General features: G+C 56.4%; 15 protein-coding genes. 8 read left to right on the top strand and 7 right to left on the bottom strand.

Annotated elements, in window-relative coordinates; translation table 11 throughout:
• Positions 1–69: 69 nt before the first annotated feature.
• The 5 genes from ACR0MP_RS05080 to ACR0MP_RS05100 all read right to left on the bottom strand — a co-directional run bounded on the left by ACR0MP_RS05080 (position 70) and on the right by ACR0MP_RS05100 (position 5398).
• Positions 70–1383 (bottom strand): branched-chain amino acid ABC transporter permease, encoded by a 1314-nt coding sequence (locus ACR0MP_RS05080; RefSeq protein WP_170421678.1) that lies wholly within the window; start codon positions 1381–1383, stop codon positions 70–72.
• A complete protein-coding gene (locus tag ACR0MP_RS05085) occupies positions 1380–2390 on the bottom strand; it encodes a branched-chain amino acid ABC transporter permease (RefSeq protein WP_170393049.1) in 1011 nt (336 codons plus the stop codon). The genes ACR0MP_RS05080 and ACR0MP_RS05085 overlap by 4 nt, the downstream gene beginning before the upstream one ends.
• An 85-nt stretch (positions 2391–2475) precedes the next feature.
• On the bottom strand, positions 2476–3306 hold the full coding sequence (locus ACR0MP_RS05090; protein WP_480887037.1) for an ABC transporter ATP-binding protein: 831 nt from the start codon (positions 3304–3306) through the stop codon (positions 2476–2478).
• Positions 3303–4091 carry an ABC transporter ATP-binding protein gene (locus ACR0MP_RS05095; protein ID WP_170393051.1) on the bottom strand — a complete coding sequence of 263 codons (789 nt, stop codon included), beginning with the start codon at positions 4089–4091 and terminating at the stop codon, positions 3303–3305. Before ACR0MP_RS05095 ends, ACR0MP_RS05090 begins: the two co-directional genes overlap by 4 nt.
• A 125-nt stretch (positions 4092–4216) precedes the next feature.
• Complete coding sequence (locus ACR0MP_RS05100) at positions 4217–5398, bottom strand: ABC transporter substrate-binding protein (RefSeq protein ID WP_170393052.1); 1182 nt, start codon at positions 5396–5398, stop codon at positions 4217–4219.
• Positions 5399–5568: 170 nt separating this feature from the next.
• Here ACR0MP_RS05100 and ACR0MP_RS05105 point away from each other — a divergent pair, with 170 nt between their 5' ends.
• Both ACR0MP_RS05105 and ACR0MP_RS05110 read left to right on the top strand, forming a co-directional pair.
• Positions 5569–6663, top strand: a complete 1095-nt coding sequence (locus tag ACR0MP_RS05105) for a PQQ-dependent sugar dehydrogenase (protein WP_170405812.1) — start codon at positions 5569–5571, stop codon at positions 6661–6663.
• An 88-nt stretch (positions 6664–6751) separates the two neighbouring features.
• Positions 6752–7279: a GNAT family N-acetyltransferase gene (locus ACR0MP_RS05110; RefSeq protein ID WP_480887039.1), complete on the top strand. Its 528-nt coding sequence runs from the start codon at positions 6752–6754 to the stop codon at positions 7277–7279.
• Between the two features lie 20 nt (positions 7280–7299).
• Here the strand turns inward: ACR0MP_RS05110 and ACR0MP_RS05115 are convergent, their stop codons facing one another.
• The gene (locus tag ACR0MP_RS05115) at positions 7300–8304 is read right to left on the bottom strand and encodes a GlxA family transcriptional regulator (protein ID WP_170393055.1); all 1005 of its coding nucleotides are present in this window, start codon (positions 8302–8304) and stop codon (positions 7300–7302) included.
• Positions 8305–8473: 169 nt separating this feature from the next.
• Here ACR0MP_RS05115 and ACR0MP_RS05120 point away from each other — a divergent pair, with 169 nt between their 5' ends.
• A complete protein-coding gene (locus ACR0MP_RS05120; protein ID WP_170393056.1) occupies positions 8474–9844 on the top strand; it encodes a class II 3-deoxy-7-phosphoheptulonate synthase in 1371 nt (456 codons plus the stop codon).
• A gap of 55 nt (positions 9845–9899) precedes the next feature.
• Here the strand turns inward: ACR0MP_RS05120 and ACR0MP_RS05125 are convergent, their stop codons facing one another.
• A complete protein-coding gene (locus tag ACR0MP_RS05125; RefSeq protein WP_480887043.1) occupies positions 9900–10571 on the bottom strand; it encodes a PAS domain-containing protein in 672 nt (223 codons plus the stop codon).
• Positions 10572–10803: 232 nt separating this feature from the next.
• Here ACR0MP_RS05125 and ACR0MP_RS05130 point away from each other — a divergent pair, with 232 nt between their 5' ends.
• The 5 genes from ACR0MP_RS05130 (at position 10804) to ACR0MP_RS05150 (ending at position 15129) form a co-directional block, all read left to right on the top strand.
• Positions 10804–11694: a YicC/YloC family endoribonuclease gene (locus tag ACR0MP_RS05130; protein WP_170732225.1), complete on the top strand. Its 891-nt coding sequence runs from the start codon at positions 10804–10806 to the stop codon at positions 11692–11694.
• Positions 11695–11709: 15 nt separating this feature from the next.
• Complete coding sequence (gmk, locus tag ACR0MP_RS05135) at positions 11710–12351, top strand: guanylate kinase (protein ID WP_170595599.1); 642 nt, start codon at positions 11710–11712, stop codon at positions 12349–12351.
• A complete protein-coding gene (locus tag ACR0MP_RS05140; RefSeq protein ID WP_170646059.1) occupies positions 12348–12869 on the top strand; it encodes a gamma carbonic anhydrase family protein in 522 nt (173 codons plus the stop codon). Before gmk ends, ACR0MP_RS05140 begins: the two co-directional genes overlap by 4 nt.
• Before the next feature lie 6 nt (positions 12870–12875).
• Positions 12876–13907: an ATP-binding protein gene (locus ACR0MP_RS05145; protein ID WP_170393060.1), complete on the top strand. Its 1032-nt coding sequence runs from the start codon at positions 12876–12878 to the stop codon at positions 13905–13907.
• 181 nt (positions 13908–14088) lie between these two features.
• Positions 14089–15129 carry a substrate-binding domain-containing protein gene (locus tag ACR0MP_RS05150; RefSeq protein ID WP_170393061.1) on the top strand — a complete coding sequence of 347 codons (1041 nt, stop codon included), beginning with the start codon at positions 14089–14091 and terminating at the stop codon, positions 15127–15129.
• Positions 15130–15177: the final 48 nt, after the last annotated feature.

A 15177-nucleotide genomic window follows, 5' to 3' on the forward strand; every position in this document is an offset into this window, starting at 1 on the left:
TTCTGACTCGCCGCACAATAAAACGCACCGATTAACGGTGCGTTAGGGGAATTTCGCAGGAAATTTTGCTTATTTCTCGGGGATCAGCCCTCTTGGACTGAATCTGAGAACAATCAAAAGAATCAGTCCCATGGTGAACAGGCGCATATGTGCGGCGCTATCGATCAGATGCGTCTTAAGTGCGCTGCCGTCAGGCATGCCTGAGGTTATCAGGTTCATCAGCCACAGGCCCATGGGTTCAACCTGAACCCACAGGAACCAGATCAGGAACGCTCCCAGTACGGCTCCGAAATTGTTGCCCGACCCGCCGACGATCACCATGACCCAGACAAGGAAGGTAAAGCGGAGCGGGTTGTAAGTGCCCGGCGTCAGCTGCCCGTCCAAAGTGGTCATCATCGCACCGGCGATGCCGCAGATGGCTGAGCCCAGAACAAAGATCTGTAGATGGCGGCGGGTGACATCCTTGCCCATCGCCTCGGCGGCAACCTCGTTGTCGCGGATGGCGCGCATCATGCGGCCCCAAGGGCTTTTCAACGCCATCTGAGCCATCCACAGCAGCACCAGTAGCACGATCAGGAACAGCAAAGAGTAGCCCAGCTTGACGGAAAGCGTCGAGGCAGTAACCGGATCCAACCCGAACCACTCGGCCCTTGCAAGGAAAGTTGGGTCTTGCTGCAATTCAACTTCGTAGCCAACCACCGGTGAGGGGCGTGGAATGCCGTAGACGTTCTTGACCCCACGTGCCAGCCAGTCCTCGTTTTTCATGACGGCAATGATGATCTCGGCGATACCAAGTGTGGCGATTGCCAAATAGTCCGAGCGCAGGCCCAGCGCTGTTTTTCCGATCAGCCATGCTGCGCCCGCCGCCAAAAGTCCCCCGGCAGGCCAAGCGAATAGGACAGGAAGGTTCAAACCGCCGATATTACCAGCGACAGCAGGATCAATCGCTTCGATCGCAGCTACGTTGGGATCAAAAATTGCGCGGTAAACAAAAAAACCTACGACCAGAATACCGATGATTGCAAAGGTTTGTGTGCGTCCCTTGGGCATTTTTTGGGCCACCATCACAGCTGCAACCACGGTTGCCGCGCCCATTAAAAGCGACAGGATGACGCCATATCCTCCACCAGACCAGGCGCCGGGGGTTGGGGGTGTCGAAACCAGCACAACCGCGAGCCCGCCCAGCGCGACAAAGCCCATGACACCAACGTTGAAGAGGCCAGCAAAGCCCCATTGCAGGTTGACGCCAATCGACATGATGGCCGAGATCAAGCCCATGTTCAGGATCAGGATTGCGGCGTTCCAGCTTTGGGTGAATCCGGTCAACAGGATGAGTGCGCCGACGACCACAAAAAGCAGCGTGTTTTTGACGGGCTCGCTCATATCACTTTTCCTTTGAACAAGCCGGTTGGCTTAAACAGAAGTACGATCAGCAAAATGGCAAAGCTGACAGCGAATTTGTAATCGGTGGACAGGAACTGCACCAAACCTGACGGCTCCAGATTTTCAGGTGCCAGATAGGTGAGCACTTTCTTCCACGCGTAGGTGATCGTCACCTCAGAAAACGCGATGATGAAACCGCCCGCGATAGCGCCCAGAGGGTTTCCTAGGCCACCCACGATAGCCGAGGCAAAAATCGGCAGCAAAAGCTGGAAATAGACAAATGGCTTGAAGCTTTTGTCGAGGCCGTAGAGCACACCAGCAGTGGTCGCCAGCGCGGCAACGATGATCCATGTGATCATCACCACGCGCTCGGGGTTGATACCGGACAGCAACGCAAGATCCTCATTGTCAGAATAGGCCCGCATTGATTTGCCGGTGCGCGTTTTGTTCAGGAACCAGAACAACAGCGCCACGGCGACAACCGCGACGATCACCGTGATGCCCTGGGAGGTCTTGATTGCCAGCCCTTCACGCAGCCCAGTCATCGCCTTGAAATCTCGCGCCGAGACGATGAAACGCGCTCCGTCCGAGAACCTCTGGTCATCCGGACCGATGATGAAACGAACCAGCCCGTTCATGATGAACATCACGCCCATCGAGACGATCACCAGAATGACAGGCTTGGCCTTCTGTTCCCGATAGAAGCGATAGACCAACCGGTCGGTGATCAGCACCAGAACGATACAGCCCAGAATGGCAAAGGGCAGGGCGAGCAGAGCCGTTGGCAACGGCCCGAAACTGACGCCTGCGGCTTGCAGGCCCCAAGTGACCAGCACCGCGATCATCGCGCCAAAGGCCATCGTATCGCCATGGGCAAAGTTCGAAAACCGCAGGATGCCGTAGATCAGCGTCACCCCCAAAGCGCCCAGCGCCAACTGACTGCCATAGGCGATTGCGGGAACAAGAACGAAGTTGGAGAGCGCCACAAGGGCGTTGAGGAAGTCCATTAGTTCGTTACCTCATTTTCCAAGTTCGTACGTCTTTTCGACCTGATTTCAGAGTGATCAAACACGAGAGTAGCTGTCACTGGCGTCATCCCCCCAAGAAACTCTTGCGAACTTCTGGATCGGCCAACAGCTCCTTGCCTGTCCCGGTATAGGCATTGCGACCCTGGACCAGTACATATCCCTTGTCCGCAATCTCCAGCGCCTGACGGGCATTCTGTTCGACCATCAGGATCGGCAGGCCGGTGCGCGAAACTTCGATGATCCGGTCGAACAGCTCATCCATCACGATTGGTGAGACACCGGCGGTGGGTTCGTCCAGCATCAACACCTTGGGCTGGGTCATTAGCGCACGGCCCACGGCGACCTGTTGACGTTGACCACCTGACAGCTCTCCGGCGGCCTGATTGCGTTTGTCGCGGAGAATGGGGAAGAGGTCATAGACCTGTTCCATCGTCTGGCTGATGTCGTCGCGCCGGATGAAAGCACCCATCTCTAGGTTCTCTTCCACTGTCATCGACGTAAAAATGTTCGAGGTCTGCGGGACAAAGCCCATGCCGCGTACCACGCGGTCTTGCGGGCTGAGATTGGTGATATCTTCGCCATCCAGCCGCACAGACCCTTGGCGTACGTCCAGCATGCCAAACACAGCCTTCATTGCGGTGGATTTGCCCGCGCCGTTGGGGCCGACGATCACCGCGATCTCGCCCTTATCAACGGCGATGATGCAGTCATGCAGGATGTCCGGCCCTTTGCCATAGCCACCAGTCATGGTGTCGCCAATCAGGAAAGGACCGCCCTCGACCCGATGCGTTTCACCGCTTTTGCGATGCGCTGGTGTCATGGTGCCGACGCCATGCGTATTGGTGATCGAGGCGTCCTTGTTGCCCTTGTCGTCCTGGTAGGGGTTGTCGCTCATGCGCCCGCCTCCAGCTTGTCTTTGTTCTTCAGGCCGGTGCCTAGGTAGGCTTCGATCACGTGTTCATTGGCCTTGATCTCGTCCAGAGTGCCTTCGGCCAGCACCTTTCCCTCGGCCATACAGATGACCGGGTCGCAAATCTTGCCGATGAAATCCATGTCGTGCTCGATAACGACGAAGGTATAGCCGCGTTCCTTGTTCAGGCGCAGGATCGTGTCGGCGATGGTCATCAGCAGGGTGCGGTTCACACCAGCGCCGACCTCGTCCAAAAACACGATCTTGGCATCGACCATCATGGTTCGGCCAAGTTCCAGCAGCTTCTTCTGACCGCCCGAGACCTGACCGGCCTTGTGATCGGCCAGATGTTCGATTGTCAGGAACTCCAGCACCTCATCGGCTTTCGCCCTAAGTGCGCGTTCCTCATCCGCGATACGCTTACGCCCGAACCATGTGTTCCACAGCGATTCCCCGGATTGTGCGCCGGGCACCATCATCAGGTTTTCACGGCAACTCATCGACGAAAACTCATGCGCGATCTGGAAGGTGCGCAGCAGGCCCTTATGAAACAGCTCGTGTGGGGGCAGGCCAGTGATATCCTCACCGTCCATGTGTACCTTACCGCTGGTCGGTGGAAGTACGCCCGCGATCACGTTGAATAGCGTGGTTTTTCCGGCCCCGTTCGGTCCGATCAGACCGGTGATCGAGCCCTTTTGGATTTCCAGCGATGCCCCGTCCACCGCATGAAACCCGCCGAAATGCTTGTGCACGTCATCGACGACGATCATCTTTTCCCCTAGCCGCCGTTTTCGGCGTTTTTACCATCCCCGTTAACCGGAGTGCGGCCTTTTTTCATTGAAACAGCCCGGACACAAGGGCCGGGCTGCTTGTTTTTATGACTTTTAACCTTGGATCAACGGAAGTTGACGGTCTTGTTTTCGCCGTCGGTCACCTCGATCTCGCGATAGGAACCTGCGCTTTCACCAGGGCCGATCAGCTCAACGCCCGATGCGCCGACATAATCGATGTCCTGACCGGCAGCCAACAGCTCCAGACCTTTAGCCAGTTCTCCGGGGAAGATTTGCTCACCCGGAGCATTGGCGACATCCATGATTTTCGCGCCGTATTCAGCGGGGTTGGTCGAACCTGCGGCCTGCATCGCCAGCATGAACAGCGCGGCGGCGTCATAGCTTTCCGGCGAGTAGGGCGACGAACCGTCAAAGCCCGCAGCTTCAGCCATGGCAAAGTACTTCTCGGCACCTTCACCGCCCGAGCCAGCGATCTGACCGAACGAGCCGTTCAGGTCGGGGCCAACGTTTGCCGGCAGCGAGTCACCGATCATGCCGCCCGGCAGACCGAACGTGTCAAACGCTCCGCTGTCCAAAGCCGACTGGATGATGCCCAAACCACCTTGGTCCAGATATCCTGCGACCACGAGAATATCGCCACCGGCCGAGGCCAGCGCGCCAACTTCGGCCGAATAGTCGGCCTTGCCGTCTTCGTGCGCGGCAACGATGGTGACTTCGCCGCCCGAAGCCTCGAACGAGGACTGGATCGCGTCCGCCAGACCCTTGCCATAGTCGTTGTTGGTGTAGGTCAGCGCGATCGAGCTGATGCCACGATCGTTCAGGATGTCAGCCATCACCTGACCTTCACGCGCATCCGACGGGGCGGTGCGGAAGAACAGGCCGTTGTCTTCCATGGTCGACAGACCCGGAGACGTGGCCGACGGCGAGATCATGACCATGCCATTCGGTATCGCGACGTTCTGCAGGATCGCGCCAGTGACGCCCGAGCAGTCGCCGCCGATGATACCGGCGACGCCATCGGCGATCATACGTTCGCCGTTCGATGTGGCCAGACCATTGTCGATACAGCCGGTATCGGCGCGGGTTCCGGTCACGCTTGCGCCGTCCAGCAGTTTGCCGGATTCGGTGACCTCGGCCATCGCCATTTCTGCGCCCGAACCCATGGCCGGGGCCAGCGATTCAATCGGGCCTGTAAAGCCGAACAGCACGCCCAGCTTCACGTCCTCGGCCATAGCGGTACCCGCCAGCAGAGCGGTTGCTGCAGTAGCGGTAAGCAGCTTTTTCATTAGGTTACTCCCTATTTATCGTTTGAACGTCGTCGTTCTGGGCATGACCCTAGGCAAGCTGTCCGAAAAAGAAAAGTCCTAACAAAAAAGTGCTTTTGAATGCAGCAATCCTATCTGTTTTGTTAGGCTAGGTCAGTTCGTTGCGGTACACCACTAGGGATTGGGTCGATATGATCAGGACTTTTGCGATTCTCATTCTGTCGTGCTGGTCGATTGCAGGCTGGTCCGATGTCATCAACACAACCGGCGGGCCGGTTCAGGTTACTCAGGTGGTCAGAGGCCTTGATACACCTTGGGCGATTGGCATTCTTCCGGATGGCAGCTTTGTTGTCACTGAGCGAGATGGCGAGCTTTTGTACGTTGCCGGAGGTGAGGCGAAGCGCATCAAGGGTCTGCCAAAAGTGGTCGCGAACGGGCAGGGCGGTTTGCTAGATGTCACCATCGCGCGTGACTTCAATCAGACCCGCGAGCTTTTTCTGACTTTCTCCAAATCGCAACGAGGCGGTGCAGGCACCGCTGTCGCTGTCGCTCGTTTATCGGAAAACAGGGAACGTCTGACCAATCTGCGCGTGATATTCGAGGCCTCTCCCGGTGGCTCAGGCGGGCGCCACTTTGGTTCTCGCGTCGTTGAAGCGAATGATGGCACGTTGTTCGTCACTATCGGTGACCGAGGTGATCGCCCGGCTGCGCAGGATCGAACGAACCACATGGGTACGGTCATTCGGATCAACCGTGATGGTTCAGTTCCCAGTGATAACCCGTTTGTGGGCAATCCCGGTGTCCGCCCCGAGATCTGGTCGTTTGGTCACAGAAACCCTCAGGGTGCCAATTTGGATCTGCAGGGCCGGCTTTGGGTTTCGGAACACGGGGCAAAAGGCGGGGATGAGGTTAATCTGATCAGACCCGGTGCCAATTATGGCTGGCCAGTGATTTCATATGGCGTTCATTATTCGGGTCAGAAGATCGGTGAAGGCACGTCGAAGCAAGGAATGGAACAGCCCGAGCACTATTGGGATCCTTCCATCGCACCCTCTGGCTTGATGGTCTATTCCGGGAAACTTTGGCCGGAATGGAAGGGGAATCTATTCGTTGGCTCTTTGAAATTCGACTACATTGCACGTTTGGCGGGCGATCCACTGCGTGAGGTTGAGCAGATCGAAGGCCCCGAGACCGAACGTGTTCGCGACATCGCCGAAGCACCAGATGGGTCGATCTGGTTCATTTCCGTCGGGCAAGGCGCGGTTTACCGAATGACGCCCCTCTGACGGTTTTAAACGGGGTTAGGGCGTTTGCTTCTATGCCATTCGGTCACGGTGTATCTGTTCCGGGCTTCAGGGTGATCAGGAGATTTGAATGAGTGATTTTGTAATCGAGCTTTGTGAAACAATGCCGCCAAAGCGCGAACTGAATACGATCCTGGCACAGTATTACGCGCTTATCGTGCAACGAATGCAGGATATGGGCTTTGAGATTGATCCAGCGGCCCCCGAAAGCGCATTGGCGGAGTTTTGGGCGCATACAGAGGATTACCTACCCCCGAATGGATGTCTTGTGGTGGCGCGAAACGATGCCGGAGACATCATTGGATGTGGGATGCTGAAACGATTTGATCACCAAACCGGTGAACTTAAACGGGTTTTTGTGACCGAGGAGGCACGGGGGACCGGTGCCGGGCGTGCCTTGATCGAAGCCCGGGAACAGGCCGCGCGTGATATGGGTTTGAAACGCCTCATCGCCGATACGCTTACACCGAATGTCGAAATGCTCGACCTGTACCCCAAACTTGGTTTTGTTGAACTGGACTCACCAATCGAAACCACGACCTATCTGGATCAACCGATGTTACGGCCGCACCTGCACTACTTTGCGAAAGATTTGTAAGGTTTCCCTGCGGCTTTGGATTAAACAGACAACCGACCGCTCTGTGCACCGCGTTCGCGATAAGGCGTGGTGTTGTAATGCGCCCGGTAGCATTTAGAGAAATGCGACGGGCTGGCAAAGCCGCAAGCCAGCGCCACATTGATGACGCTCATATCGGTCTGCATCAGCAAGTTCCGCGCTTTATGTAGGCGCAACTCCATGTAGTAGCGCTTGGGCGAGCGGCTGAGATAGCGGCGGAACAGACGTTCTAGCTGGCGCGTCGACATGCCTACGTCCTTGGCTAGAATAGAAGGCGAGATTGGCTCTTCTATGTTCTTTTCCATCATCAGGATAACCTGACTGAGCTTGGGGTGGCGCACGCCGATCCGTGTAGGTGTCGACAAACGTTGCGTGTCCTGATCCGTACGTATCGAAGAATAGATCATCTGATCAGCGACCGCGTTGGCCAGATCTTCTCCGTAATCTTCGGCAATCAGCTTGAGCATCAGGTCAATCGAGGATGTGCCGCCTGCAGTTGTCATTCGGTTGCCATCAACCAAAAACACCGACTTGGTCAGCTCTACAGTGTCGAATTCTTCGGCAAAACTGTCTGAGTTTTCCCAATGGATCGTAGCGCGCTTGCCTTCCAGCAAACCGGCTTTGGCCAGCGTATAGGCCGCGGTGCAAAGACCGCCGATTTTCAACCCTTTACGCGCTTCGCGGCGTACCCAGTTCAGGATGCGTTTGGTGGTTGCCGCTTGTACATCGACCCCCCCGCAGATCAGGACGACGTCGTCACGCTGCAATTCGGTCAGATCAGAATCAAGATTGAAAGAAGTACCGGCTGAACAAGTCACTGTTTCACCGCCTTCGCCCGTCAAGGTCCAGGTATAAAGCTCTCGGTTGGCCATTCGATTGGCGATCCGCAGACTGTCCAAAGCCGAAGCGAATGACAGAAGGGAAAACTTGTCCAAAAGCACAAATACAAAGTTATGCGGCTTGCCTGTGCTATGATCCACAGTGACAACTTGGCGTTGCTCTTGCATGGCGAACTGTCCTTGATTCGGCGCGCACCGGGATTTCCACGGTGGCGGATATGCCAGTCACCATGCTCAAAGCTTGATTATGGCGTCAAGAGGCGCAAAAGGGATATGGCCTCTCATTCATGCATTTTGTATAGAGGCCACCTGAAATACTTCAGCGGAGATAAAAGCTATGACTGAATGGCAAAAAACGAACTGGCGCAACAAGCCCCGGGTTCAGATGCCAGACTATACCGACGCGGCCGCGCTGGCCAAAGTCGAGGCGCAGCTTTCGCAGTATCCCCCGCTGGTTTTTGCGGGTGAAGCGCGACGGCTGAAGCAGCATCTGGGAGCCGCGGGTCGTGGCGAAGCGTTCCTGTTGCAAGGCGGGGATTGCGCTGAAAGCTTTGAGCAGTTCAGCGCGGATGCGATCCGTGACACGTTCAAGGTTATGCTGCAGATGGCAATGGTGCTAACTTACGGCGCCAAGGTTCCCGTGGTTAAAGTTGGCCGCATGGCGGGCCAGTTTGCAAAACCGCGCAGTGCACCGACTGAGGTTGTGGACGGTGTGGAACTGCCCAGCTACCGCGGTGACATCATCAATGAGCTGGCCTTTACACCCGAGGCACGTATTCCGAATCCCGACAAGATGCTTCAGGCCTATACACAGGCGGCGGCAACACTGAATCTGCTGCGGGCGTTCTCGACCGGTGGTTTTGCGGATATGAGCCACGTGCATTCGTGGACGCTGGGTTTTGCTGACGGGCAAGACGTTCAGAAATACTCTGAGATCGCCGACCGCATTCAGGATTCGATTGACTTCATGGGGGCTGCAGGCATCACCGCCGACACCACCCACGAATTCTCATCGGTGGAGTTTTATACCAGCCACGAGAGCCTGTTGCTTGAGTACGAAGAGGCGTTGACCCGTCTGGATTCGACCTCGGGCAATTGGTTGGCCGGTTCTGGGCACATGATCTGGATCGGCGATCGGACCCGTCAGCCCGACGGCGCGCATGTCGAGTTCTGCCGGGGTGTTCTGAACCCGATTGGTCTGAAATGTGGCCCGACAACTAGTGCCGAAGACCTCAAGGTTCTGATGTCCAAGTTGAATCCCGAAAACGAAGAGGGGCGTCTGACTCTGATCGCGCGCTTTGGTGCAGGTAAAGCGGGTGAGCATCTGCCGCGTCTGGTCAAAGCCGTGAAGGAAGAGGGCGCACAGGTTACTTGGGTCTGCGATCCGATGCATGGCAACACGATCAAATCCGCGACCGGCTACAAGACCCGGCCGTTTGATTCCGTGCTGCGCGAAGTACGCGATTTCTTTGGCGTACATCAGGCTGAAGGCACGATCCCCGGTGGTGTTCATTTCGAGATGACAGGGCTGGATGTCACCGAATGCACCGGAGGTGTGCGCGCGGTGACCGAAGAGGATCTTTCGGATCGCTATCACACAGCTTGTGACCCGCGCCTGAACGCCTCGCAGTCGCTGGAACTTGCATTCCTTGTCGCGGAAGAACTGACCAACCTACGTCGTGACCGCAGCAAGCGCGCTGCAAGCTGACTTCGAATACATCCTGAATTAGTAAGACGGCGGGCCTCATGCCCGCCGTTTTCATTTAGTCGTCACGTGATGATACCAACCTTAAGTGCGGTGCCCCTTTGAACGTGGTCTGGTCTTCAGCGAACCCCTCTGCTTGCTGTTGGACAGGCCTTGGAGGCTGTTGCAAATCAGAGATCGTGTTGACGCGGCGATCCGAGACGATGAAGCGACGCGGTGTCGCCCCGATGGTTCCGTCGCTGACCATGACCCCAAGAATGCGGCTGACGTCGCCCAGATCGCTTTTAAGCGGCAGCAGGATCATGCGGGCCTGAAGGCTGGTTCGTCCCAGCTTGCCTTTCGAAAGCAAGCCCAGTTCGGCAACCGCGGAGCCGGTGAGAACTTGGTCCAGAATGGATTTGACATCATCGCGGGCGCTCGGTTCGAAAAAAGCCGTTAGAGGCATACCGCGAACTTCCATGCCCGCCAGATTGTTCAGGTGACTTCCCGCCAGCCGAAACCGGGCCAAACCCGGCGCGATGCGTTCCAGTATGAAAGTGTATTCGAGAATATTCTCCAGGCCGCGCGGATCGATCTGCGAGCGCATCGGAATGCCTTCACCTGTCAGCAAGGCGGTCCAATAGGCTTCGGCCTGACGGATGGGAGAAAGGCTTCGCCCGCTGTCAAATCGGTCCATTGCGATGATCTTTCCAAGTTCTGAGCCGGAACCAGTCCCGAAAAAGGTTTTCATTTCATCACCCTACCGTCAATCACTCGCGATTTTCCTAAAATGCCATCTAATGGGCAAAGCTGCGATCCGCCGGCTTTTCTGACTGTCAGATTGACACGGGTTAATACAATTTTGGAGCAATTCTTTAACGAATGGTTAACCTCTTGGCATTGATTGGGGAATGAGCAAGGTCTTGCCCCTTGCTGGTCAATGGCATTAGGTGCGACCAGTGAATTTGACGGAAAGGGCAGGCATGATCAAATCCATGACCGGTTTCGCCTCGGGCAAGGGGGCGTTTGGTCCCCATAGCTGGACTTGGGAATTGCGCAGCGTCAATGGCAAGGGGCTGGATTTGCGACTGCGGCTCCCCGATTGGTTGACAGGGTTAGAGGCCGCGCTGAGAGGCGATCTGTCGAAGCAGGTCAACCGAGGGAACATCACGCTGTCCCTTCGGATGGGACGGGAAGAATCCGCCGCGGATGTCCGGTTGAATACCCCAGCGATGGAAACTGCGCTGGATGCACTGGCCCAGACCGAAGCGCTTGCAGGCGCGCGGGGCGTATTGTTGGCTCCGTCCAAAGCAAGTGATCTTCTTGCGTTGAAAGGGATGTTGGAAGCCGGAGCTGACGCGGATGATCCAGCCCAACTTGTCGAGCACCTGAAATCTGAGTTCGGTGGCTTGCTTGCTTCATTCATTGAGATGCGCGGTTCCGAAGGTGAAGCTCTGTCAGGCATTCTTGCGGGACAACTCGACCAAGTCGCAAAGTTGACGGATCAGGCCGCTGATCTGGCCGAGCGTCGCCGCGAGGAAATGGCGCAAAACATGCGCGAAAATCTGACGCGCGTTCTCGACAATACGCAAGGTGCGGACCCTGATCGTGTTGCACAAGAACTGGCCCTGATCGCGGTCAAGGCCGATATTACCGAAGAAATTGACCGGTTGAAGGCCCATGTCACTGCGGCGCGTTCCCTTTTAACGCAAGACGGCCCGGTTGGGCGTAAGCTGGATTTCCTGATGCAGGAGTTCAATCGTGAGGCCAACACGCTCTGCTCGAAATCGCAGAATGCTGAACTGACGGCGGTTGGTTTGGAGCTAAAGGCGGTCATCGATCAGATGCGCGAGCAAGTGCAGAACGTGGAATAAGGACGGGAACATCACATGGCGGATCGCCGCGGTCTATTAATCATACTGTCCTCGCCTTCGGGTGCAGGTAAATCCACTCTGGCCCGCCGTTTGATGCGGTGGGATGTCGGTTTGGAATTCTCGATCTCGGCCACCACCCGCGCTCCGCGCCCGGGTGAGGAGCATGGCCGGGAGTACTACTTCCTATCCGAGGACGAGTTCAAACAGCAGGTGGCGGATGGGCAGATGCTGGAACACGCGCATGTGTTCGGCAACTTCTACGGCTCTCCTGCTGGACCGGTCCGCGAGTCCATCACACAGGGGCGCGATGTGCTGTTTGATGTTGATTGGCAGGGTGAAGTGCAGATCCGCAATTCAGATTTGGGCAAGCATGCGTTGTCGATTTTCATCCTCCCTCCCTCGATCCGTGAACTACGCCGCAGGCTGGAAGGGCGTGGGCAGGACAGCGAAGACGTGATCGCCAAGCGCATGTTGAAAAGCTGGGATGAGATCAGCCATTGGGGCTACTACGACTATGTTCTGATCAACGATGATTTGGATACCACGGAGGAAAGGCTAAAAACCATCGTCAGCGCAGAACGCATGCGTCGCATCCAACAGCCCAGCCTGCAGAACCACATCCGCTCGTTGCAGACCGAGTTCGAGGGCTTGTCATGACCATCTATGCTTTGGGCGATCACTCGCCGCAAATTCACGAAGACACCTGGGTAGCCCCCGACGCCAACTTGATCGGCAAAGTGGTCCTGGAACAAGGCGCTTCGGTCTGGTTCGGGTGCACCATCCGGGCCGATCACGAAGAAATCCGTGTGGGCGCAGGCAGCAATGTGCAGGAAAACTGCGTGATGCACATCGATGCGGGCTATCCGCTGACCATTGGGAAGAACTGCACAATTGGTCACAAGGTCATGCTGCATGGTTGCACGATCGGAGACAATACGCTGATCGGTATGGGGGCTATCGTTCTAAACGGGGCGAAGATCGGAAAGAACTGTCTGATCGGGGCAGGGGCGCTGATCACCGAAGGCAAAGAGGTTCCCGATAATTCGTTGGTCATGGGCTCGCCGGGCAAAGTTGTGCGGCAGCTTGATGAGGCGGCGGCCCAGAAACTAACGCTGAGTGCGCTGCACTATCAGGACAATATGCGTAAGTTTCGCCAAACATTGCGTCCGGTCTAAACGCGCATGACGGATACCCTGCTTGCCGAATTGGTTTCAGCCATTCCGATGCCCGCCGTGCTGGTCGGTCAGACCGAGCGTATTGTCGCCGCAAATAGCGAGGCGCGGACGCTTTTGGGGCACGCAATCGAAGGCAGGCATTTTGCCACAATCCTGCGCCAGCCTCAGGTCATCGATGCCGTCGAACAATGCCTGCGCTCGAAACAACCCGGCAAAGCGCGGCATCTTTCCAATGATGGTGCTCAGGATACGACGTTTGAGGTGCAGTGCAGATTCGTCGGTGGGACCGAGGCGGTATTGGCGGTATTTCAAGATATCACGCATCTGGAACAGGCAGGTCAGATGCGGCGCGATTTTGTGGCCAATGTCAGCCATGAATTGCGCACGCCGCTAACGGCCTTGATGGGGTTTATCGAAACATTGCGAGGCCCCGCCCGCGATGACACCGCCGCCCGCGACCGTTTTCTTCAGATCATGGCGGATGAGGCCAATCGGATGAACCGGCTTGTGGGGGATTTGCTGTCGCTGAATCGAGTGGAAAGTGAAGAACGGGTCAGACCCAAAGAGCCATTGGAACTGACAGGTCTGATTCAATCGACCTTAAACACTCTGCGACCGCTGGCGGATGATGCCAGTGTTGTTGTTTCGTTGGATGCCCCAAACGAGTCGATCGAGATGGTCGGAGACAGCGATCAGCTTCGTCAGGTGATAACCAATCTCGTTGAAAACGCGATCAAATACGGGGGCAGCGGTGGCAAGGTCGGTGTGGTCGTTACCCTGTCTGAGCGGGATACGGCGATGCGCGGTCCTGCGGTACGTATCAAGATCATTGATCAAGGGCCCGGTATTGATGCCAAACACCTGCCCAGGTTGACCGAACGGTTCTATCGCGCAGACAGTCACCGCTCGCGCGAGTTGGGCGGAACCGGACTGGGGCTTGCAATCGTGAAGCATATCGTCAATCGCCATCGGGGCAGGTTGCGGGTGGAAAGTGAGCCGGGGCAGGGCGCGACGTTTACGGTCATTCTACCACGCTGAGGTCGTGCCAAACGCAGGCTTTACTGGGGTGACGCTTCGTCAAGTTAAGAATTTCTGAGAAATTCATGAGTTGTCATGAAACCGTTACATACCTGTCACAAAAGGCTTACGCAGGCGTCATAGTGCTGCGCTCAGATCATCATGGGGATGATCAGTACCCATCCTTTTCAAGGAGACTGAAATGTCCTTTGTAAAACTGTCGGCTTCTGCGCTGGCTATCGCTGCCGTCTCGGCAACCACTGCTGCTGCGCGTGACAACGTTCAAGTTGCTGGCTCTTCCACCGTTCTGCCTTATGCGTCAATCGTTGCAGAACTGTTCGGTGAAAATACCGACTTCCCCACACCGGTTGTTGAATCAGGCGGCTCGTCCGCCGGTCTGAAACGCTTCTGCGAAGGCGTCGGTGAAAACACGATCGACGTTGCAAACGCATCGCGTGCCATCCGTGAAAAAGAGATTAAAGCATGCGCCGAAAACGGTGTGACCGACATCATGGAAGTCCGCATCGGTTATGACGGCATCGTATTTGCAAGCCAGCAGTCGGGTCCTGCGTTCACTGCGTTTGAGCCTGCGGATATTTACAACGCCATCGGATCGAAAGTGATGAAAGATGGCGCGCTGGTCGACAACAGCTTCAACAGCTGGGCCGAGTTCAACGCTGACCTGCCGGATGTGGAAATCGCAATGTTCATCCCGGGCACCAAGCACGGCACCCGCGAAGTGTTCGAAGACAAAGTTCTGCTGGCAGGTTGTGAAGCGACGGGCGCGATGGAAGCCATGGTCGCGGGCGGCCTAAGCGAAGATGACGCCGAAGATGCATGCCTGGACGTGCGCACCGACGGCAAATCGGTCGATATCGACGGTGACTACACCGAAACTCTGGCCCGCATCGACACCAACACCAATGGTATCGGCGTGTTTGGTCTGGCGTTCTACGAGAACAACACCGACAAGCTGAAAGTGGCTACGATGGGTGGTATCGCACCGTCGACCGAGAGCATCGCGTCGGGTGAATACCCCGTCTCGCGTCCGCTGTTTTTCTACGTCAAGAAAGCGCATATCGGCGTGATCCCCGGTCTGAAAGAATACGCCCAGTTCTTCACTCATGAAGAAATTGCTGGTCCCTCGGGCCCGCTGGCCAACTACGGTCTGGTTGCCGATCCTGAACTGGCAAAAACGCAGGACGCGATTGCCAACGAAGTAACCTTGGGTTCGGGCAGCTAATCCCTCACCCCGATCGAATTGACTGGGGGCGGCGTTTTCTGTCGCCCC

It is taken from the genome of Ruegeria sp. K3 (assembly GCF_056531845.1).